Source organism: Actinomadura sp. WAC 06369, assembly GCF_003947565.1.
Classification (GTDB): Bacteria; Actinomycetota; Actinomycetes; order Streptosporangiales; family Streptosporangiaceae; genus Spirillospora; species Spirillospora rifamycini.
The window spans coordinates 1-20,417 of the sequence record NZ_QHJN01000148.1 but is presented as its reverse complement, the minus strand read 5'-3'; the positions used below and the strand labels follow the sequence as shown (position 1 = coordinate 20,417).

The following is a 20,417-nucleotide window of genomic DNA, read 5'->3' as shown; positions in this document are numbered from 1 at the left end:
GCTGCAGGCGGTGTTCCAGGACAGCGTGGTCCGCCCTCCCGGTAGGGGCGGACCACGCTGTCCTGGAACACCGCCTGCAGCTCGGCCGCCAGCGCGGCCGTGTGCCGGTCGACGGCCGCGTGGGCGGCGGCGAGCGTCTCCAGCGGCAGCGCCAGCGCGGCCAGCTCGGCCCCGACCCCCAGCAGGGCGGGGCTGACGATCCGTACCTCGTCCGCGGAGACCGGCTCCAGCACCCCGAGCGCCTCCAGCCGCTGCAGCGCGTCGTCGTCGAGGTGCCGCCCCGCCCGGCGGTCCAGCTCGTGCCGGTCGAGCGTCTCCGCCTCCTCCGGCGCCCACGGCGAGAGCAGCGCCCGCTGCAGCGCGAGGTCCTCCACCGGCGCGTCCAGCGGGATCTTCTCCAGGTGCCGCTCGATGGCCGCGAGCGTCAGCCCGAGGCTCTGCAGCTCCCGGACGAGTTCGACCCGGGCGAGGTGCTCCTCGCCGTACAGGCCCGTCCGCCCCCGCAGCCTCGGCGGCGGCAGGAGCCCGCGCCCCGCGTAGAACCGGACCGTCCGCACACTGACCCCGGCCCGCGCGGCGAGCTGGTCAACGGTCAGCTCCATCCCGCCCCCTCCATGTGACACCACCAGTGTTACATTAACCCTGTATCAGTAGTCACTTATCGAGGGAGGCCGCCGGATGGCACGGGAGATCTTCACCGAGGAGCACGAGGCGTTCCGCGACATGGTCCGCTCCTTCATCGAGAAGGAGATCGCGCCCCACCACGAGCAGTGGGAGAAGGACGGCGTCGTCTCCCGCGAGGTGTGGCTGGCGGCCGGACGGCAGGGCCTGCTCGGCATCGACATGCCCGAGGAGTTCGGCGGCGGCGGGAACCCCGACTACCGGTACTACGTGATCATGAACGAGGAGTTCGCGAAGGCCGGCGTGCACGGCCCGGGCTTCTCCGTGCACAACGACATCAACGGCGGGTACCTGCGCCAGCTGTGCAATGACGAGCAGAAGGCCCGCTGGTTCCCGGGGTACTGCTCCGGCGAGCTGATCACCGGCATCGCGATGACCGAGCCCGCCGCCGGCTCCGACCTGCAGGGCATCAAGACCACCGCGATCAGGGACGGCGACGAGTACGTCCTGAACGGCTCGAAGACCTTCATCTCCAACGGCATCCTCGCCGACCTGGTCATCGTCGTCGCCAAGACCGACCCGTCCGCCGGCGCCCGGGGCGTCAGCCTCCTCGCCGTCGAGCGCGGCATGGCCGGTTTCGAGCGCGGCCGCAACCTCGACAAGGTCGGCATGCACGCCCAGGACACCGCCGAGCTGTTCTTCGACAACGTCCGCGTGCCCGCGAAGAACCTCCTCGGCGAGGAGGGCATGGGCTTCATCTACCTCATGCAGAACCTCGCCCGGGAGCGGCTCTCCATCGGCGCCACCGCGCAGGCCGCCGCGGAGTCCGCGTTCGAGCAGACCCTCGAGTACTGCAAGACGCGCGAGGCGTTCGGCCGCCCGATCGGCAAGTTCCAGCACAACCGCTTCACGCTCGCCGAGATGAAGACGGAGCTGACCGTCACCCGCTCCTTCACCGACGAGTGCATCGTCAAGGAGAGCAAGGGCGAGCTCAGCGCCGAAGAGGCGGCGATGCTCAAGTACTGGAACACCGAACTGCTCAAGCGCGTCGTCGACCGCTGCGTCCAGCTCCACGGCGGCTATGGCTACATGACCGAGTACCCGATCGCGAAGGCGTATCAGGACGTCCGCATCCAGACCATCTTCGGCGGCACGACGGAGATCATGAAAGAAATCATCGGCCGCTCCCTCGGCGTCTGATCCGGCCGGATTCGGCCACGCCACCCGCCCGAGCGCCCCCGTCAGCCATTTCGGGGGCGCTTCGGCATGTGCGGCCCCGTCTCCGCCATGACGGGCGTTCCGTCCGCCTGCAAAGCCATAGTTAGCGCTGCTACGCTTCGGGCGGCATAAGCCGGGGCTGAGTGGTGCCGTATCGATGACGTGACCGCGGGCGGTGAATGCGTATGGGCGAGAAAAAGGTAGATCCCGCATGGATCGCCAAACACGGCGAAGATGTCGAGAAGTATGTGTGCAGCATGCTCGAAGCGGCCAGGAACGCCATCAACGCCGATGGCGTATACAACCTTGAGGGCGGCGATTTCAGCATCACCCTGTCCCTCGCCTCCGCCGCCTACCCGATCGCGGCGCAGTTCGGATTCGAGGACACCGAGGCGCTGAAGAAGGAAGCCGACGAGATGGCCCGCAGGCTCGCCGTGACGGCCCAGCGGTGGCACGAAACGGAGCAGGCGAATGCGAAGCACTGAGCCGGGAGCCGCCGGGAGGGAGGGCCGGTGACGCCCCGGACCGGAGGCGGAACGGGAGCCCGCACGGACGCCCCGATGCGCTCGGCCGGCGGGCGCGCGGCGGGCACGGCGGCCGGCGGCGCCGCCGCCGGGGGCCTGGCCGGCGGGCTGCTCAGCGGCAACGTCCAGGGCGGCATCCTCGGCAGCGCCGAGGGCATGATGCAGGCGGCCTTCTTCATGGCCTCCTCGGCGGGAGTCATCCTCCCGCCCGGCCTCATGATCGCCTTCGACTTCAAACTCACCACGGGCAAGCCGCAGAACCTGGCCAAGGCCGCCGAAGGCTGGAGCGACGCCGCCGCCAAACTCGAGACGGCCGCGACCGCACTGCGCCGGCTGGCGTCCGGCATCCCGGACCACGCGTGGGCGTCGGACGACCGCACCGCGTACGACGCGACGGTGAGCGAGTACTGCCTGCAGCTCGACTACCTGCACAACTACTGCATGGCGGTGTGCATCACGCTGTACGCGCTCGCCTGGGCCCTGTTCGGCTACGCCGTCTTCGCCATGGGCATGGCCGCCTACCTCGACGCGCTGGCCGTCGCCGCGTTCACGGTCGTCGCGTACCCCGAATGCCTCGCGCTCGCCGGCACCGCCGCGACGGTGACCCACGTGACGACCGCGCTGCTCGGCGCGATCGCGGGCACCGGCTCCCTCGCGGCCCTGGCCGGGGGCGCGTCCTTCGTCGCCGACATCCAGGGCCAGCACGGCAACGAGGACGCCGGCGCCGCGTTCGACCGGGCTTTCGCCAACGGCGCCAAGTCGGGCGGCGCCAACCTCCTCCAGAACGCCGCGAACGCTCCGCTTGCTTTTCTGGGACGCACCCCGGACTCGCGGTTCCCGCTCAAGGAGGTGGATATGGACGCTGATCGAAATAAAGACGGAGAATGGGGTTTGGGGGTCGGTGCGAAATTCACTGCCACGCCTGGCGGGGACGTGGAGAACGAGGTCGCGCTGCGCGGGAAGTACAAAGATGGACTGCAAGGGGTCGAGGGTGAGTACAAGGCAAAAGTGCCACTCGACCCAGCAGGGGTGAACAATGTCACCGGCGGTGGGAAATTCGCCATGAAGAAGGACGAGGAGGGGAACTGGACTCCCCAGGGAGGTAGCCTGAATGCGGGTTATGAGAACTCGCAGACCGGTCACAAAGTGAGCTATGAAGGTGGTGTCAAGGATGGGCGGTTCGAGGACAAGTTGCAAGGTGTAGGGCCGCAGGGATCCATGGATCGACCCGTGTTCTCGGACCCGAGCAAAGGGGTCCAAAAGGTAGACGAGACCCCGCCCTGGGACAAGTGATATGCCTTCAGGTGCCGCCCTTTTCGAACGCGCTGTCCTGCTTTACGAGAACCGCCGCCGCAACTTCCAGGTGGTGGACGCGGCCGGACGGCTCGTGGCCGAGGCGATACCGGTTCACGGTGGCGAGGGGGCCGGTGCCTTCGGTCGAGACTTCTCCGAGGCGTACGACACCTCCGCTTTCTCCGTTCAGGTGCGTGACCCTGGCGGTGAAGTCCTGTTCTTCCTCGAACGGGTGGAGGGCGAGCCGATCATCTTCGTGACGGGCGCCGACCATCGCATGATCGGGCGGATCACGGGCATCGCCGGCGATGTCCGCGGAAGGCGTGTGTCCCCGCGGGAGTGCTTCGTCGACGTGAACGAGGAAATGCTCGGTACGATCGTGTGGGAGGCGCAGTCGCGAAAAGGGGAGCCGGTGCATCGGCACTGCGACTTCGTTGCGCTGGACGGGCGGCGCGTCGGCCGGTTCGAGCGCGGAATCCTGCGGCTCGACTACCGATTCTCCACATCTATGCACACGCTCATGGTCGCGGCCCCGATCATCTTTCACATCAAGTCCGGAGGGTGAGAGATGAGCGAGATCGATGTGGTTCCTCGCGATTGGGGGCCTGAGCAGGCCCGGTCCACGGTCAAGGCGGAGGCGCGCCGCGCCTTCTGGCGGAGGACGGGGCCGGGTTTCGCTTCGTTCGTCGTGGGTTGGTGCATCCTCGCCCTGGTGGTGGCCCTGGCGGGCATGTTGCCGGGAGCCGTGGCGGCGGTGGCCGCCGTGGGCACCCTCTGTCTTATCTGTGCAGGCCAGGCGACGCTGCTGGGGGCGTCCCTCCAGGAAGCCGTCCTTCCGTGGGTGCTCACGGCCATGGCCGGTGCGCCTTTGGTCGCCGGCGTGGCCCTCAAGGTGTCGAGCGAGTTGCCGTTCCTCGGCATGGGACTGGTCGGAATCGTCTCGTTGGTGAGCCTCGTCGCGTACATGCGCTCTTACCGCCGGATCGTCTCGGCGCGTTGACTTCGTCCCCCGACCGACGTGTCGGGATGGACGGGCGGGCCCCTGGCCCCGGACTGCAACACGTTCTAGTATTTCCGGACCAGCTGTCGTCGACCCGGGGCGGATCGTATGAGGTTCACCTATGCCGAGGCCATGACCGACCCGTCCCACTACCTGCCGCTCGCGCGGGCGGCGGAGGCGGCCGGGTACGCGAGCTTCTCCGTCGCCGACTCCCTCATCTACCCGAAGGAGTCGGACACCTCCTACCCGTACACCGAGACGGGCGACCGGGAGTTCCTCGAGGACAAGGCGTTCATCGAGACGTTCACCCTGATCGCGGCGATGGGCGCGGTGACCGAGCGCATCCGCTTCACCCCGTTCGTCCTCAAGCTGCCGGTGCGGCCGCCCGTCCTGGTGGCCAAGCAGGCGATGTCGATCGTCGGGCTGATCGGCGACCGCCTCGGCCTCGGCGTCGGCCTGAGCCCGTGGCCCGAGGACTTCCGGGCGATGGGCGTCCCGTGGGAGCGCCGCGGGAAGCGGATGGACGAGGCCATCGACGTGCTGCGCGGGCTCGCGACGGGCGAGTACTTCGAGTACCGCGGCGAGTTCTTCGACATTCCCGCGATCAAGCTCAACCCGGCCCGTCCCGTCCCGATCCTCGTCGGCGGGCACAGCGAGCCCGCGCTGCGCCGCGCGGTCGTCCGCGGGGACGGCTGGATGCACGCGGGCGGCGGCGACGACCTGGACGCCCTGCTGGCCAGGCTCGACGCCGTCCGCCGGGCCGAGGGCAAGGCCGGTGATCCGTTCGAGATCCACGTGATCTCGATGGACGCCTACACGCCCGACGGCGTGAAGCGGCTCGAGGACAAGGGCGTCACCGACGTGATCGTGGGCTTCCGGAACCCGTACCGGAAGGGCCCGGACACCGAGCCCCTCGCGAAGAAGGTCGAGCACCTCGAACGCTTCGCCGAGACCGTCATCGCCAAGGCGGGCTGACCATCGACGGCAAAACGAGAACAGGTTACAGTTCGGTCATGGAAGCCGTTACCTGGGACGCCCCGGACGCCGACCACCCCGCCCGCCGCGCCTCCCGCGCGTCCATGGCCGCCGTCCTCGCCGGCCGCAAGGACGCGTGGCTGGAGCTGTTCGCGCCCGACGTCCTCCTCGAAGACCCCGTCGGCCCGTCCTTCATGGACCCGTCCGGCGAGGGCCACCGGGGCCACGAGGGCATCGCCGCGTTCTGGGACAAGAACATCGCGACGGTCGCCGAGTTCCGGTTCCACATCCGCGACTCGTTCGCCAACGGCGACTCCTGCGCCAACGTCACCACGATCACGACGACTATGGGCGACGGCTCCACGGTGACCATCGACTGCGTCCTGATCTACCGGGTCGACGACTCGGGCCTCGTCACGTCCATGCGCGCCCACTGGGAACCCGACCGGGCCCTGGCGACGATGACGAAGCCGGGCGGCTGACCCGCGCGGGTCAGTGCCCGTGCCCGTGCGCCCCGCCGGGCGCGGCGATCCGCCGCGGAACGGACCGCTCGGTGCCCGGCCGCACGATCACGAACTGGCCCATCATGCCGGAGTCCTCGTGCCGGAGGATGTGGCAGTGGTACATGTACGGCGTGCCCGGGTCCGTGTGCGTCCCGAACTGCACGGCGAGCCGCGCCTTGCTCTTGGGCGGCAGGTAGACGGTGTCCTTGCGGCCCGCCATGTACGCGGGCGGCTTCTTCCCGGCCACCTCCAGCACCTGGAACGCCACCTCGTGGATGTGGAAGTTGTGGGCGTAGACGTAGTTCTCGATCTCCCACACCTCGACGGCGCCGGCGGGGACCACCTCGTCGATCCGTGCGATGTCCATCTCCCTGCCGTTGATCGCGTCGTGCCCCTCGAGCCGGAACCGGCGCACCCGCGCGCCCGGCGGCACCGCGATCGGCGCCGGGTCGGCGAGCCGGGCCGGCAGCGGGCGGGACGGGGCGAGCCGCGCGGCCGCGACGATCTTCAGGATGTCGAAGTCGCCCTCGTCGACGTCGTGGGATCCCGACCGCGTCAGCAGCATGGCCTCGTCACCGGGGGCGAACGCGACGACGATCTCCACCCGCTCGCCGGGCGACAGCGGGACCTGCTCGACCTCCGCCGGCGCGGGCAGCAGGCCCGCGTCGTTCCCGACCACGTGGAACGCGCGGCCGTCCGCGAAGGCGAGCCGGTAGCGGCGGGCGTTGGAGCCGTTGAGCACCCGGAACCGCACGAGTCGGGTCCGGACGTCCAGGCGCGGCGCGTGCACGCCGTTGACGAGGATGTGGCCGCCGAGGATGCCGAACGTGCCCTTCAGCGGGTCGCCGGTCGGCGCGCCGGTCTCGTCCAGCTCCTTGTCCTGGAGGATGAGCGGGACGTCGTCGACCCCGTACTCGGCGGGCAGGTCCGCGTCCGTCCGGTCGTCGATGATGAACAGGCCGGCGAGGCCGCGGTACACGTGCGCCGCGGTCCGGCCGTGCGGGTGCGGGTGGTACCACGCCGTGGCCGCGGGCTGGTCGATCGTCCAGTGCGGGCGCCAGGTCGCGCCCGGCTCGATCATCTGGTGCGGGCCGCCGTCCATCTTCGCGGGCAGCCGCATGCCGTGCCAGTGCACGGTGCTCGCCTCGCCCAGCCGGTTCGCGACGGTCATCGCCACCCGGTCGCCGCGCGCCGCGCGGAGCGTCGGCCCGAGGTGCGGGCCGTTGAACCCCCAGGTCTTGACGGGCCGGCCGGGCAGCAGCTCGGCGCGGCCCCGCCGCATCGTCAGCGCGAACCGCCGCACGCCGTCGGCGCCCGTCCGGGGTTCCAGGAGCGGCGGGACGGGCAGCGCGGTGCGGAACGCGGCCGGGTTCGCGGGTGCGCGCGAGCCGCCCTGACCGCAGGCCGTGGCGAGGCCGGTGAGGGAGACGGCCGCGAGGAACTGTCGACGATTCATGGTCCCCAGTCGATCTTCGTGTCCGATGGCGGACCCACTGTGCGGCACCGGGGGCCGTCCGGCACAGACGCCGCGGTCACCTCGTCGGCGTGAGATCCTCACGCGCGACGGGGGCGCGGGCGACCAGCTCGAACCGGTCCCCGGTCCGGACGGCGGTGAGGTCGCCGCCGATGGCCGCCAGCCGGTCCCGCGCGTTCCGCAGCCCCGTCCCGGGCTCGGCGGACGCCGCGGCGGCCCCGCCGTTGGCGACGCGCAGCCGGGCGCGGCCGTCCGCGACGGCGATCTCGACCGCGCACCCGTCCGGGGTGCCGTGCCTGAGCACGTTCGTCACCGCCTCGCGCAGCACGATCGCCAGGACGTCCCCGGCCCGGCCGGGCACGGGCGCCGCGTCGATCCGCACGGCCGTCCCGGCGGACTCCAGGACGGCCCGGGCCGCGTCGACCTCGGCGGCCAGCGACGGCCGCCGGTCCGGCGCGTCCAGGGCGGCGATGTCGGCGAGCGCCGCCCGGGCCGCCTCCGCCATCCGCTCGCACCGGCCCGCCGCGCGCCCCGGATCGGCGTCCAGCAGCCGCAGCGCCAGCTCCCCGTGCAGGACGACCGCGGTGAGCCCGCGGCCGAGGAGGTCGTGCACGTCCCGCCCCACCCGCAGCCGCTCGCGCAGGGCCGCCACCTCCACCAGCTCGGCGCGGGTGCGCCGGAGCTCGGTGATGAGGACGACCAGCCGGGTCATCCCGGACACCGCCAGAGCCGTCCCGAGGGCGACGGAGAACTGGTAGCAGGCGAGGAGCGGGCCGTCGACGCGCCAGCCGTCCGCCCCGAAGACGGCGCAGACCGCCGCGCACAGCGGCCACGCCGCCCGCGGCCCCGCGCCGAGCAGCACGACGCCGGCGAAGAACCCCGACACCACGAGCCCGGACGTCTCCCCGGCCGCGAGCGGCGCGTAGATCGTCACCGCCTGCGCCGCCAGCGTCCAGGGCAGCCACCGCGGCCGCCGCCCCCGGGCGAGGACCACCAGGTGCCAGGACTGCAGGGCGAAGGACACGGGCAGCAGCGCGAGATACCCGGCGGCCGCGGACCTCCCCAGGACGGCGAAGTTGACCAGCGCCTGCCCGACGAACAGCACGTGCGTCACCACGAGGATCGGCGTGGCCGCCCGGACGATCCGCGCGTCGCGGTCGCCGGACGGCGCCGGGACCGCGCCCTCGGCGTGCGGCAGCGAGCGCACCCGCCGCAGCGCCTCCCGCGCGACCGCCACCGCCGCGGCCAGCGCGCCCCGCATCGCCGCGCCGTCCGCGCGTCCCGCCCGCAGCGCCAGTTCCTCGGCGTGCGCCACGCTGCTCGCCGCCATCAGCCGCACGTGCCGCCACAGCCGCAGCCGCTCGACCTCCCGGGCCCGCGCCGCCAGCTCGGCGCGTTCCCGCCGCACCTCGTCCAGCAGGTCGGCGAGGCGGCTGAGGCCGTACAGCATCAGGCCCACGTTGACCGGGGCGGTGACCGCGTAGAAGACGTCCTCGGGCGGGCGGTCCAGCCCGGCGGCCAGGACGCCCTCGCCCGCCGCGACCAGCCCGAGCAGCGCCCACGCCGCGGGCCCCCGCACGACGAGCAGGGCGGACGCGGCGACGAAGCCCGAGCCGCCCGTCCGCCAGGCGTCCGCCTCCACGAGCAGGGGCAGGTAGTTGACCGCGGCCTGCACCGGGAACAGCGCCGCGGACAGCCGCCGCCTGCCCGGCAGCGAGATCGGCACCTGCAGCGCGGCGACCACCGCGATGGCGACCGTGATCGCCGGCCCGGCCCCGGCCGCGCCCACCTGGAAGCACACCCGCAGCACGCCAAGCGTGCAGATGTAGACGACGACCTGGCGGGCCGGGCTCAGAGCCACCCGGCGTCCTGGGCGATCCGGACGGCGTGCAGCCGGTTGCGGGCGTTCAGCCGCGCGACGATCGCGGTGAGGTAGTTCCGCACGGTCCCCGCGGACAGGTGCAGCGCCCCGGCGATCTGCTCGACGTCGTCGCCCTCGGAGAAGCGCCGCAGCACCTCCAGCTCGCGCGGCTTGAGCGGGCACTCGGCGACCTCCAGCGCGGCCACCGCGAGCGCGGGGTCGATCACCCGCTCGCCCGCCGCGACCCGCCGGACGGCGTCCGCCAGCCGCTCCGGCGGCGCGTCCTTGACCATGAAGCCGGACGCCTGCGCGGCGAAGGCCCTCCGGACGCTGCCGGGACGGCCGAAGTTCGTCACGATCAGCACGCGGCACCGCGGCAGCCGCGCGCGCAGCTCCGCCGTGGCGGTGAGCCCGTCGACGCCGGGCAGCTCGACGTCGACCACCGCGACGTCCGGCTCGTGCTCCAGCGCCAGCGGGACGATCCGGTCGCCCGTCGCCGCCTGCGCGACCACCTCGATGTCGGGTTCGAGGTCGAGCAGCGCCACCAGCGCTCCCCGGATCATGTGCATGTCCTCGGCGAGCAGAACCCGGATCATCCCACGCCCTTACTCCCAGGCCCTCACCAGCGTCCCATTTCTACCACCTCGTGAGATCTTCACGTCCGCCCGTGAAGATTCCACCCGCCGGCCCGTCACAAGCAAAGTCGAACTCGACGCGCGTTCGCACTAATGATCACTGACCGCAATCGGTCAGGGGCGGAGCGTGGCGTTCATGGGCGTGGCCGGGGAATATGGAGCCACGGCGAAATGGGGGTACGGGATGCTGGTGGCTGGAATGCTCAATCTCGTCGGGGAATACCACTCCGACAGTGATGCGCGCAGGGACGAGGAGAGGGCTTTCTGCCTCGCGAAGGTCAAGGACCCCAACTACTGGGTCGAGCACCTGTTCCCTGACGTGTACGACGGGGAACTGAAGAACCTTCCCGACGTCAGTGGGGCCGACCTGATGGAATACCGGGCCGCGCACGGCGTGGCTCTGGCCATCAAAAAGTTCGAGAGGCTCGGCGAAGAAGCGATCACGGTGTCGACGCTCTCGGTCAATTCGGCCGACGGGCCGCTCGCCGCGTTCCACGACAAGGTCAGAGAAGTCGTGGAGTTCGCGTCCACCGTCAGCAAGCGGGCGCGGCTCGACGCCGACAACGAGGTGAACGTGGCCGCGCGGGCGGTGTACAGGGCGCTCATCGACGCGTGCCGGGCGTACACCGCGGCCGGCAACGCGCCGACGAAGGACCGGCTCACGGCCGTACGGAACCTCGCCAACGGCCGCATCGGCGTCCGCGACCGGCTGCCCGCCCTCGCGAAAGCGGTCGGCGCGGACGTGGCGGACGACCGTGACGCCGCCGAGCTGGCGACGTGCATGCGCCGGCGGCGCTCCGGCTTCATGGGGGTGGCCGCGGAGCACTCGGGTCTGATCGGCGTCTGGAAGGTCGGCAACGGGCATGTCGAGGACCTGCGGAACGGCACGCCGAAGGTCGCCCTGAGCAGGGTCCATCTCGTCACCGCGGAAGACTTCGAGACGGAGTTCGACGCCTGGCGGACCTGACGCACGGCGTTCGCCGTCCCGTGCGGGACGGCGAACGCCGCCGGGTTCCGGCCGCGGGGGTGGGACGCGGCCGGAACCGCGGCGTCACAGGTCCGTGGCGATGATCTTGTCGATGTTCCGTTCGGCGAGGGCGGTGATGGTGACGAACGGGTTCACGCTGGTGTTGCCGGGGATGAGCGAGCCGTCGATCACGTAGAGGCCGGGGTGCCCGTGGAGGCGGCCGTGGTTGTCGGTGGCCTTGTTGAGGACGGCGCCGCCGAGCGGGTGGTACGTGAGGTGGTCGCCCCAGATCTTGTAGACGCCGAAGAGGTCGGTCCGGTAGATCGTCCCCTCCTTGCGGTTGATCTTGTCGAAGATCGACTTGGCCATGTCGATGCTGGTCTGCTTCCAGGACTGCTGCCAGTTCAGCTCCACCCGGCTGCCGTTCCAGGTGAACTGGGCGCGGTGCGGGGTGTTGGTGATCGACAGGTAGAACGAGGCGTAGGTCTCGATGCCGGTGGGGAGGGGCGCGACCTCGGCGAACGCGCCGCCGTCGTCCCAGTTGTCGATGCCGACCGTGGGGATGGACGACTGGAGCGAGCCCGTCGGGTCCCACATGTGGTTGGCGCGGCCGCACATGACGTTGCCGTTGTCGCCCCAGCCCTTGCCGACCTCGTTGTTCAGGCGGGGGAGCGCGCCGGTCGCCTTCAGCTTCACGAGGAGCTTGCTGGTGCCGACGCTGCCCGCGGCGAAGAAGACCCGGTCGGCGGTCACCGACTTGGTCGCGGTGACGGTGCCGCTCGTGTCGAGCTGCTCCATGGCGACCGTGTACCCGCCGCCGGACGCGGGCGCGACCGAGGTCACGCGGTGGAGGGGGGAGACGGTCACCCGGCCGGTCGCGGCGGCCTGGGCGAGGTAGGTCTGCCGGAGCGACTTCTTGCCGTGGTTGTTGCCGTAGAGGATCTCGGCGTCGAGGGCCGATCTGGGAACGTTCCCGAGGTCCTCCGCCTTCATGTAGCCGAAGTCGTACACGTTCGGGACGTAGACGAACTCGAAGCCCGAGCGCTCGGCGTGCTTCCGCCCGACGCGCGCGTACTGGTAGCAGTCGGTGGTGTCGAACCAGGCGCGGTCGATCTGGTTGACGCCGAGGCCCGCGTTGGCGCGGGGGTAGTAGACGTCGTACATCTCGTCGGCGTCGACGGACGGGAGGATCGCCCCGAACCGCTCGCGCTTCGGGGTGACGGCCATGCCGCCGTTGACGAGCGAGCCGCCGCCGACGCCGCGGCCCTGGTAGACGGTGATGCCGCCGAAATCCTCGGCGTCGAGGATCCCGGTGTACCGGGGGACGTTCTTGTCGAGCGGGAAGCCGAGGAAGTTGCTGAGCGGCTGCTTGGTGCGGGTCCTGAGCCAGTAGGAGCGGTAGTCGGGCGTCCGGGTGTTGGCGAAGACCTTGCCGTCGGAACCGGGGGTGTCCCACGACTGGCCCATCTCGACCATGTGCACGGGCACGCCGGCCTGGGCGAGGCGCAGCGCGGCGACGGAGCCGCCGTAGCCGGTGCCGATGATCAGGACCGGAACGTGCGCTCCGTTGCCGATCGCGGCGGCGGCGGACGCGGGGCGGGCGAGCATCCCGAGGCCGATGATGGAACCGGTTCCAGCGATGAATCCGCGGCGCGATACGCCGTGAGATCTGGCTACGGGCAGCGACGGGTCACTCATGTGAGCTCCCTCACTATGGGGTGGGTTGGAACAGGTTCTACCTCGGCGGCCAGGGAAAAGCCACAACATACGCGAGGGTAATTTACGTTCGATCACTCACCCGGAGTAACCGGTTACGGTCAGTAGACCAAATGCTTGCTTGGCAAGCGGGGCGGGCGCTGTTAGCCTCCGCCGTATGATCTCCACGGTCGTCTGGGGCACCGGAAACGTCGGCCGGCTCGCCCTCCGGGCCGTCGAGGCCCACCCCGCGCTGAAGCTCACCGGCGTGATCGTCCACGACCCCGGCAAGGTCGGCCGCGACGCCGGCGACCTCGGCGGACTCGGCCGCGACCTCGGCGTCGCGGCGACCGACGACGCCGGCGCCGTGCTGGACGGGCGCCCCGGGGCCGTCGTGTACGCCGCGTCCGGCGATGTCCGCCCGGACGACGCGCTCGACGACATCCTGCGCGCGATCCGGGCCGGCGCCGTGGTCGTGACGCCCGCCCTGTACGCGCTCTACGACCAGCGCGGCGCGCCCGCGGAGATGCGCGAGGCCGTGCTCGCGGCGGTCGCCGAGGGCGGCGGCTCCCTGCTCGTCTCCGGCGTCGACCCCGGCTGGGGCAACGACGTCCTGCCGCTGATGATCAGCGGCCTGGGCACCGAGGTGGACGCCGTCCGGTGCCAGGAGATCTTCGACTACACCACCTACGACCAGCCCGACTCGGTGCGCTACCTCGTCGGGATGGGGCAGCCGATGGACTACGAGCCGCCGATGCTGGCGCCGTCCGTCCCGTCCATGGTGTGGGGCGGGCAGGTGCGGCTGATCGCGCGGGGGCTCGGCGTCGAGCTCGACGAGGTGCGGGAGGCCGTGGAGCGGCGCCCGCTGGACGCCACGGTGACCACGGAGCTGATGGGCGAGTTCGAGAAGGGCACGCAGGGCGCCGTGCGGTTCGAGGTGCAGGGCATCGTCGGGGGCGAGCCCCGCATCGTCGTCGAGCACGTCACCCGCATCCACCCGTCCTGCGCCCCCGACTGGCCCGTCCCGCCGACCGGCGACGGCGCGCACCGCGTGATCATCGAGGGCGATCCGCGCATCGAGGTCACGGTCGAGGCCGTCGACGCGAGCGGCAACCGGGCGGCGGGCGGGAACGCCACCGCGGTCGGACGGCTCGTCGGCGCGATCGACTGGCTCGTCGAGAAGGAACCCGGACTGTACGACGCGCTCGACGTCCCGATGCGTCCGGCGACCGGCAAGCTCGGAAGGACCGCGCGGTGAACATCGACATCCCCGAGGGCAAGGACGCGATCGAGTACGTGTGGGGGGAGATGGTGCCGGGCATCGGCCCCGCCGCCGCGAACTTCTCCATGTCCGTGTACGCCCACACGACGCTCGGGCTCCGCGAGTTCGAGGCCGCGCGGCTGCGGATCGCCCAGATCAACGGCTGCGTCTTCTGCCTCGACTGGCGGACGGAGCGGGACGGCGAGAAGGTCGAGGACGGCTTCCTCGACGCCGTGGCCGGGTGGCGGACGACCGGCGCGTTCGACGACCGCACCCGCCTCGCCGCCGAGTACGCCGAACGGTACGCCCTCGACCACCACAACCTCGACGACGCGTTCTGGGCCCGCATGACCGCCTGCTACAGCCAGCTCGAGATCGTCGAGCTGAGCATGAGCATCGGCTCGTGGCTCGCGTTCGGCCGCCTCAACCACGTGCTCGGGCTCGACGCCGTGTGCGTGCTGCCCTCGCACCGGACGGACGCGCGGGGCTAGCGCGCCGCGCGCCCCCGGCGGCCGGCCGGCTTGCGGCGGAGCGCCAGGACGGTCGCGGCGAAGGCCGCCAGCAGCCCGAGGCCCGTCACGAAGACGGCGATGCCCGTGGCGCGCCGCTCTCCCGTCGAGCCGACGATGGCGCTGCCGGGGTCCCGGGAGTCGTAGACGACGTCGACGGTGTCGCCGCGATCGGCGGTCCCGCTCGTCCAGAAGGTGCGGCGGGCGCCGCCGGCGTCGGTGAACTCCACCCGGTAGGAGGCGTTGCCGCCGCCCTTGGGGCCGGCGGCGCCCCGCGTTTCCAGGACGGTGCCGTCGGCCCGCGCCTCATGCCCGCTCAGCTCCGCCGCGCCGGACACGTACTCGATGCCGGTGGTCACGCACAGGACGCCGCAGACCAGCAGGATGAGGGGGATCGCGATGATCCGGAGTCGTTCTCTGACGGCGCTCATGCGCAGACACAAGCATCGCCGGGCCGGTGGATCAACCGCCCCGGCTACTCGGCTGCCGGGAGTTTGTCGGGGTTCGTCACGGTGTAGATGCCGGTGACGTGGTCGCCGTCGAGGTCGAGGACCATGACGGCGAAAGGCGCGCCGTCCGTGAACAGGACGGCGGACGGGTCGCCGTTGACGGTCCGGTAGTCGATGTCGAGGTCGGTCTCGCGGGCCCGGCGGGGGACCGTGGCGGCCAGCGTGCGGGCGACGCGGTCGCGGCCGCGGATCGGGCGCAGCGGGTTCCCGGGGGCGCCGCCGGCGTCCATCCACAGCGTGACGTCCGGGGCGAGGATCTCCAGCAGCGTGCCGATGTCGCCGCCCAGCGCCGCGCGCAGGAACCGCTCGGTGGCCTGCCGCCGGACGCGCGGGTCCGCGGTGTACCGGGGGCGGCGGGCGTGGACGTGCGCGCGGGCGCGGCGGGCGAGCTGCCGGACGGCGGCCGGCGAGCGGTCCAGCATCGCGGCGATCTCGGGGTGCGGGTAGCCGAACACCTCGTGCAGGACGAACACGGCCCGTTCGAGCGGGCTGAGCGTCTCCAGCACGACGAGCAGGGCCATCGAGACGGCCTCGGTGCGCTCGGCGGACTCGTCCGCGCCCGCGACGAGCGGGTCGGGCAGCCACGGACCGATGTAGGTCTCGCGGCGGCGGCGGATCGCGGCCTGCCGCGCGAGGGCCGCGTTGACGGCGACGCGGACGAGGTACGCGCGCGGGTTCGCCACCTCGGGGCGGTCGCGGGCCGCCCACGCGAGCCACGCGTCCTGCAGGACGTCCTCGGTGTCGGCGACGCTGCCGAGCAGGTTGTAGACGACGGAGAAGAGCAGCTCGCGGTGGTCGGCGAAGACCCGCGTGGCGGTGTCGTGGCCGCCGGTGTCGTGGTCGGTGATGCCCGTGGCCTCCATGCCCATGAGAGGGGACGCCCCGCGACGAGTGTGACATCGCCCCGCCGTGACGCGGGTCTCACCCGGGGGGCGCGCGGACCAGGAGCGTCCCCGCGAGCACCACCAGTCCCGACAGCATGAGGACGAACTGGGCCGGGGCCATCCCGAGCGGCGTGGCGTCCGCGCCGTCCAGCAGGTCCGCCGCCAGGCCCGACAGCAGCGCCGCCAGCGCCAGGCCGAACCGCAGCGTCGCGTGGAAGGCGGTGAGGGCGAGGTTGCGGTCCCCGCCGCCGAGCCGTTCCTGCAGGTAGGTGATGCCGCCGACGAGCGCGCTGGTGGCGCCCGCGCCGAACAGGACCGCGCCGACGAACGACCACGCCGTGGACGCGAGCGCCCCCATCAGCGTGATCACCACGCCCTGCACCACCGTCCCGGTCCGGATCTGCGACAGCAGGTTCCAGCCCTTGCGGTGGACGAGCAGCAGCCCGATGAGCGCGCCGACCCCGAACAGCACGACGAGCGCGCCGAACCCGATCGCGCCCGCGCCCAGCACGTTCCGCACGAACACCACGCCGAGGGAGAACAGGGCGCCGAGGCCGAGGGCGATGACGGCGACGCCCGGGATCACGCCCCGCACGGTCGGCAGCCGCAGCGCCGCGACGAACCCGCGCTGCGTCTCGGTCTCCCGCTCCGCCGCCCGCCGCTCGTGCGGCCCCGGCCCGAGGTCGGGGATCGACCGGACCGCCACGTAGGACGCCAGGTACGTCAGCGCGTTGAACCAGAAGACCACGACGTAGCGCCAGTGGCCCTCCCAGCCCGCCTGGTTCGACGCCCACAGGATCAGCCCGAACGCGCCCGCGCCCACCGGGATCATCCCGTACGAGGTCGCCATCGTGATGCCGTTCGCGACCTCCAGCGTGCTCGTGTCGTGCTCGTCCTCGTCGTCCTCGATGAGGAACGGGACGGCCGCGTCCCGGGCCGGCAGGAAGATCAGCCCCACGACCTCGATGAGGAACGCCCAGAAGTACACCCACCACAGGAACGGCAGCAGCGGCAGCGTCACCGCCATCCCCGCCCTGATCAGGTCGGACGACAGCATCACGCTGCGGCGCCGCCACCGGGTCACCACCCGAGCGGCGAGCGGCGCGCCCAGCGCGGACGGCAGCAGCCGCAGCACCAGCACCCCGCCGACGGCGGTCGTCGAGCCGGAGATCTCCAGCACGAAGTACATCAGCGCGAGGGTGCCCATCCAGTCGCCGAACGACGAGATGGCCTGGCCGACGATGAGCCGCCGGAAGTCCCGGCGGTTCAGCCGATCCTTGAGTCCCATGCGGGCTCCACCCCCGGTCCGTGGCCCTCCCGCGCGCCGGGCGCGCCGGCCGGGGAGCCGCGCAGCAGGGCGGCGAGGCGCGCCGCCGCGCCGTCCCAGCTCCATTCCGCGCGCGTCCAGGCGCGGCCCGCGGCGCCCATCGCGCGGGCGCGTCCGGGATCGGCCAGCAGCCGGTGCAGCGCGAGGGCCAGTTCGTCCGGGCCTCGGGACGCGTCGACGAGCACGCCCGTCCGCCCGTCCACGAGGGACTCGGGGCTTCCGCCCGACCGGCCGACCACCACCGGGAGGCCGGCCGCGGACGCCTCCAGCGTCGACAGCCCCAGCCCCTCGGTCTGCAGCCCGCGGCGGTCGTCCCGGCAGGGCAGCGCGAACACGTCGGCGGCCGCGTAGTACAGCGGCAGGTCGCCGTCGGACACCGGGCCGGCCACGGTGACGGAGCCGGGGGCGGCGCGCTCGCCCAGCTCGGTGAGGCGGCGCAGCATCGGGCCGTCCCCGACGATGACGAGCCGCGCGTCCGGCCGCCGCCGCACCACGTCCGCCCACGCCCGGATCAGCGTGTCGTGGCCCTTGCGCCGGACGAGCCGCGCCACGCTGAGCACCACCGGGCCGGACCCGAGCGCGTGCCGCCGCCGGATCGCCGAGCCGTCCAGGCCGGGCCGGAACCGGTCGGTGTCGACGGCCCCCGCCAGCCGCACGAGCCGGGTGCGGCCGCCGAGCGCGCCCTCCAGCTCGGGCAGCGTGGACGCGCACAGGTGCGTGAGGGCGTCGAACGACCCGGCCGCCGCGCGCAGCGCCGCCCGCGTCGGCGCCGCCCGGAACCAGCCGAGCTCCTGCCCGTGCGTCGACCCGACGAGCCGCCGCACCCCCGCCGCCCGGACGAACGGCGCGTACATCGCGAACGGGGCGGCGGCGGTGATCCACCCGGCCTCGACCCGGTGCCGCGCGGCGAGCCGCGCCAGCCCGCGGAACAGCAGGTACCCGCGCCGCCGGACGACCGGGAACGGCAGGCCCGCGTCGAACCCCGCGGCCCCCGCCCGCGCGGGCGCCACCACGACCAGCCGGTCGGCGGGCAGCCGCCGCACCAGCTCCCACGTGAACGTCTGCACCCCGCCCGGTTCCGGGGGGAAATGCCCGGTCAGCACCAGGGTCCGCGGGATCTCCATGCCGACACGCTTCCCCCGCAGCCGCCCGGCATGCACACGCCGCACGGGCGCCGCGACCGAGCGTCATCGCCGCCGGACGGCCCGAAAACGCCCGACGCCCGCGGCGCGGCGGGCGGTCAGCGGATGATCACGCGGTCCTTCGGGGCGTCCGGGTCCGACGCCCAGCCGTCGTGGCCCGACTCCGCGCGCCACGCCCGGCCCGCGTGCCGCACCTCGGTCAGCCCGTACGCCTGCGCGTGCGTCACCGCCCACGACGCGGCGGCCCAGCCGATCCGCTCGCCCGGCACCGCCAGCGCCGTCCACTGCCCCGACGCCGCGCCGGACGCCTTCAGGCCGCCGCCGAACGCCCGCCGCATCTCCCGCACCGCCTCGTCCCGGCGCGGCTCGGTCCGCTCGTCCGGCGGGAACCAGCACCGCGCGGCCGCCGGCTCCTTCCCGGTGAACGCCGCCGCCAGCAGCTCGCCCTCCGGCTCGTGCTGCTGGTACAGGGACCCGTCCGCGCTGCGCTGCACCTCCTGCGCCGCGACGTGCAGGTCCTTGTCGAGGTAGTCCTTCACCTGGACGAGCCCGTCGAAGAACTTGCTCGTCGACACCACCGGGTCGCGGAGCTGCTCCGGCGTGCCCCAGCCCTGCGACGGGCGCTGCTGGAACATGCCCACCGAGTCGCGGTCGCCGCCCGCCAGGTTCCGCAGGTGCGACTCCTGGATCGCGGTCGCGTACGCGATCACCACGGCCCGCTCGGGCAGCTCCTTGCGGAACGCCACCGCCGCGATCGTGGCCGAGTTCGCGCCCTGCTCCAGGCTCAGCGACATCTTCCCCGCGGCCGTGCTCGCCTCGCAGCCCGTCCCGTGCAGGTACGGCCGCGTCCACTGGTACGTCGCGTATCCGCCCACGCCGAGCAGGAGCACGAAGACGGACGTGATGACGGCCCAGCGCCGGCGGCGGCGCGGCACGCCACCGTCCGGTCCCTCCGCGGGACGCGACTTCGACCTCGCCCATACAGCCACGCGAAGACCGTACCGGGAACAGGCCACCAGTAAGCTCAGGGAACATGACCGAAACGTTCACCAGCCCGATCTCCGACGTCATCGACGAGCTGTGGGAGCGGCGCGCCGACCTCACGCCGGACGACGCCGACGCGCGCGCCGCCATCACCGCGGCCGTCGACCAGCTCGACACCGGCGAGGCCCGCGTGGCCTTCGTCGACCCCGCGACCGACGAGGTGGTCGTGGACGAGCGCGCGAAGCGGTCGATCCTGCTCAGCTTCAAGGTGCTCGGCATGGTGCGTTCGCAGGTCGGCGACTTCCGGTACCACGACCGCATCCCGCTGAAGAGCCGCCTCGACGGCGTCCGCGTCGTCCCCGGCGCGATCGCCCGCTGGGGCGCCTACCTCGCGCCGGGCGTCGTCCTCATGCCGTCCTTCACGAACTTCGGCGCCTACGTCGACTCCGGCACGATGGTCGACACCTGGGCCACCGTCGGGTCGTGCGCCCAGATCGGCAAGAACGTCCACCTGTCCGGCGGCGTGGGCATCGGCGGCGTGCTGGAGCCCCCGAACGCCAAGCCCGTCATCGTCGAGGACGAGGCCATGATCGGCAGCCGCTCGATGATCGTCGAGGGCGCCCGCGTGGGCAAGGGCGCCGTCGTCGGCTCGGGCACGAACCTGTCGGCGTCCATGCCGGTCATCGACGTCGAGACCGGCGAGGAGATCAGCCGCGGCCGCATCCCCGACTGGTGCGTCGCCGTCGGCGGCACCCGCACCAAGGAGTTCAAGGGCGGCACGTTCGGCCTCCCGGCGGTGCTCATCCTCAAGCGCCTCGAAGAGGGCCAGCGGCACAACAAGGCGGAGCTGAACGACATCCTCCGCGACCACGGCCTCGGCTGACGGACGCCGCCGCAAAGCGCCCTCCGGCCGCGCGCGACCCCCTCCCACCCGCGCGCGGCAGGGGTTGCAGCCCGCTGCGATGGGCCGCGCGACTCCCGCTTACCCGCGCGCACCTGCCTGGCCGCGCGGCCCATCGCAGCGGGCTGCAACCC

Annotated in this window: 21 protein-coding genes; 11 read left to right on the top strand and 10 right to left on the bottom strand. The window is 72.4% G+C overall.

The window, feature by feature from the left end; all coding sequences use genetic code 11:
- Window positions 1-602: MerR family transcriptional regulator (locus DMH08_RS30665; RefSeq protein WP_125619434.1), on the bottom strand; the 602-nt coding region annotated here is incomplete at its 3' end.
- A gap of 76 nt (window positions 603-678) precedes the next feature.
- On the opposite strand from DMH08_RS30665, the gene DMH08_RS30660 reads away from it, so the two are divergent.
- The 7 genes from DMH08_RS30660 (at window position 679) to DMH08_RS30630 (ending at window position 6,113) form a co-directional block, all read left to right on the top strand.
- Window positions 679-1,821 (top strand): acyl-CoA dehydrogenase family protein, encoded by a 1,143-nt coding sequence (locus DMH08_RS30660; protein ID WP_125619432.1) that lies wholly within the window; start codon window positions 679-681, stop codon window positions 1,819-1,821.
- 203 nt (window positions 1,822-2,024) lie between these two features.
- Entirely contained in the window at window positions 2,025-2,324 is a 300-nt protein-coding gene (locus tag DMH08_RS30655) for a hypothetical protein (RefSeq protein WP_026401351.1), read from the top strand.
- Between the two features lie 75 nt (window positions 2,325-2,399).
- Window positions 2,400-3,656: a hypothetical protein gene (locus tag DMH08_RS30650; RefSeq protein WP_125619430.1), complete on the top strand. Its 1,257-nt coding sequence runs from the start codon at window positions 2,400-2,402 to the stop codon at window positions 3,654-3,656.
- A 1-nt stretch (window position 3,657) separates the two neighbouring features.
- Window positions 3,658-4,221, top strand: a complete 564-nt coding sequence (locus DMH08_RS30645) for a hypothetical protein (protein ID WP_026401349.1) — start codon at window positions 3,658-3,660, stop codon at window positions 4,219-4,221.
- Window positions 4,222-4,224: 3 nt separating this feature from the next.
- Complete coding sequence (locus DMH08_RS30640; protein ID WP_125619428.1) at window positions 4,225-4,656, top strand: hypothetical protein; 432 nt, start codon at window positions 4,225-4,227, stop codon at window positions 4,654-4,656.
- Window positions 4,657-4,764: 108 nt separating this feature from the next.
- Window positions 4,765-5,631 (top strand): TIGR03619 family F420-dependent LLM class oxidoreductase, encoded by an 867-nt coding sequence (locus DMH08_RS30635; RefSeq protein WP_026401347.1) that lies wholly within the window; start codon window positions 4,765-4,767, stop codon window positions 5,629-5,631.
- Between the two features lie 38 nt (window positions 5,632-5,669).
- Window positions 5,670-6,113, top strand: a complete 444-nt coding sequence (locus tag DMH08_RS30630; protein ID WP_026401346.1) for a nuclear transport factor 2 family protein — start codon at window positions 5,670-5,672, stop codon at window positions 6,111-6,113.
- A gap of 10 nt (window positions 6,114-6,123) precedes the next feature.
- On the opposite strand, the gene DMH08_RS30625 is transcribed toward DMH08_RS30630, so the two are convergent.
- The 3 genes from DMH08_RS30625 to DMH08_RS30615 form a co-directional block, all read right to left on the bottom strand.
- Window positions 6,124-7,590: a multicopper oxidase family protein gene (locus DMH08_RS30625; protein WP_026401345.1), complete on the bottom strand. Its 1,467-nt coding sequence runs from the start codon at window positions 7,588-7,590 to the stop codon at window positions 6,124-6,126.
- A 76-nt stretch (window positions 7,591-7,666) separates the two neighbouring features.
- Window positions 7,667-9,469: a sensor histidine kinase gene (locus tag DMH08_RS30620; protein ID WP_125619426.1), complete on the bottom strand. Its 1,803-nt coding sequence runs from the start codon at window positions 9,467-9,469 to the stop codon at window positions 7,667-7,669.
- Entirely contained in the window at window positions 9,460-10,065 is a 606-nt protein-coding gene (locus DMH08_RS30615; protein ID WP_026401344.1) for a response regulator transcription factor, read from the bottom strand. The genes DMH08_RS30620 and DMH08_RS30615 overlap by 10 nt, the downstream gene beginning before the upstream one ends.
- Before the next feature lie 166 nt (window positions 10,066-10,231).
- On the opposite strand from DMH08_RS30615, the gene DMH08_RS30610 reads away from it, so the two are divergent.
- Window positions 10,232-11,071, top strand: coding sequence for a hypothetical protein (locus DMH08_RS30610; RefSeq protein ID WP_125619424.1), 840 nt, complete (start codon window positions 10,232-10,234; stop codon window positions 11,069-11,071).
- A gap of 84 nt (window positions 11,072-11,155) precedes the next feature.
- On the opposite strand, the gene DMH08_RS30605 is transcribed toward DMH08_RS30610, so the two are convergent.
- Complete coding sequence (locus DMH08_RS30605; protein ID WP_125619422.1) at window positions 11,156-12,769, bottom strand: GMC oxidoreductase; 1,614 nt, start codon at window positions 12,767-12,769, stop codon at window positions 11,156-11,158.
- A 175-nt stretch (window positions 12,770-12,944) separates the two neighbouring features.
- On the opposite strand from DMH08_RS30605, the gene DMH08_RS30600 reads away from it, so the two are divergent.
- Together DMH08_RS30600 and DMH08_RS30595 are read left to right on the top strand one after the other, a co-directional pair.
- On the top strand, window positions 12,945-14,024 hold the full coding sequence (locus tag DMH08_RS30600; RefSeq protein ID WP_125619420.1) for an NAD(P)H-dependent amine dehydrogenase family protein: 1,080 nt from the start codon (window positions 12,945-12,947) through the stop codon (window positions 14,022-14,024).
- Window positions 14,021-14,518, top strand: a complete 498-nt coding sequence (locus DMH08_RS30595) for a carboxymuconolactone decarboxylase family protein (protein ID WP_125619418.1) — start codon at window positions 14,021-14,023, stop codon at window positions 14,516-14,518. Before DMH08_RS30600 ends, DMH08_RS30595 begins: the two co-directional genes overlap by 4 nt.
- Here the strand turns inward: DMH08_RS30595 and DMH08_RS30590 are convergent.
- From DMH08_RS30590 to DMH08_RS30570, 5 genes are all read right to left on the bottom strand, one after another.
- Window positions 14,515-14,967: a DUF3592 domain-containing protein gene (locus DMH08_RS30590; RefSeq protein ID WP_026401339.1), complete on the bottom strand. Its 453-nt coding sequence runs from the start codon at window positions 14,965-14,967 to the stop codon at window positions 14,515-14,517. The genes DMH08_RS30595 and DMH08_RS30590 overlap by 4 nt on opposite strands.
- Window positions 14,968-15,011: 44 nt before the next feature.
- On the bottom strand, window positions 15,012-15,908 hold the full coding sequence (sigJ, locus tag DMH08_RS30585) for an RNA polymerase sigma factor SigJ (RefSeq protein WP_125619416.1): 897 nt from the start codon (window positions 15,906-15,908) through the stop codon (window positions 15,012-15,014).
- A gap of 58 nt (window positions 15,909-15,966) precedes the next feature.
- Entirely contained in the window at window positions 15,967-17,217 is a 1,251-nt protein-coding gene (locus DMH08_RS30580) for an MFS transporter (protein ID WP_125619414.1), read from the bottom strand.
- On the bottom strand, window positions 17,196-18,380 hold the full coding sequence (locus DMH08_RS30575; protein ID WP_199748087.1) for a glycosyltransferase family 4 protein: 1,185 nt from the start codon (window positions 18,378-18,380) through the stop codon (window positions 17,196-17,198). The genes DMH08_RS30580 and DMH08_RS30575 overlap by 22 nt, the downstream gene beginning before the upstream one ends.
- A 116-nt stretch (window positions 18,381-18,496) precedes the next feature.
- The gene (locus tag DMH08_RS30570; protein WP_233617902.1) at window positions 18,497-19,387 is read right to left on the bottom strand and encodes a hypothetical protein; all 891 of its coding nucleotides are present in this window, start codon (window positions 19,385-19,387) and stop codon (window positions 18,497-18,499) included.
- A 44-nt stretch (window positions 19,388-19,431) separates the two neighbouring features.
- Between DMH08_RS30570 and DMH08_RS30565 the strand changes: the two genes are divergently transcribed.
- Window positions 19,432-20,265: a 2,3,4,5-tetrahydropyridine-2,6-dicarboxylate N-succinyltransferase gene (locus DMH08_RS30565; RefSeq protein ID WP_026401336.1), complete on the top strand. Its 834-nt coding sequence runs from the start codon at window positions 19,432-19,434 to the stop codon at window positions 20,263-20,265.
- Window positions 20,266-20,417: the final 152 nt, after the last annotated feature.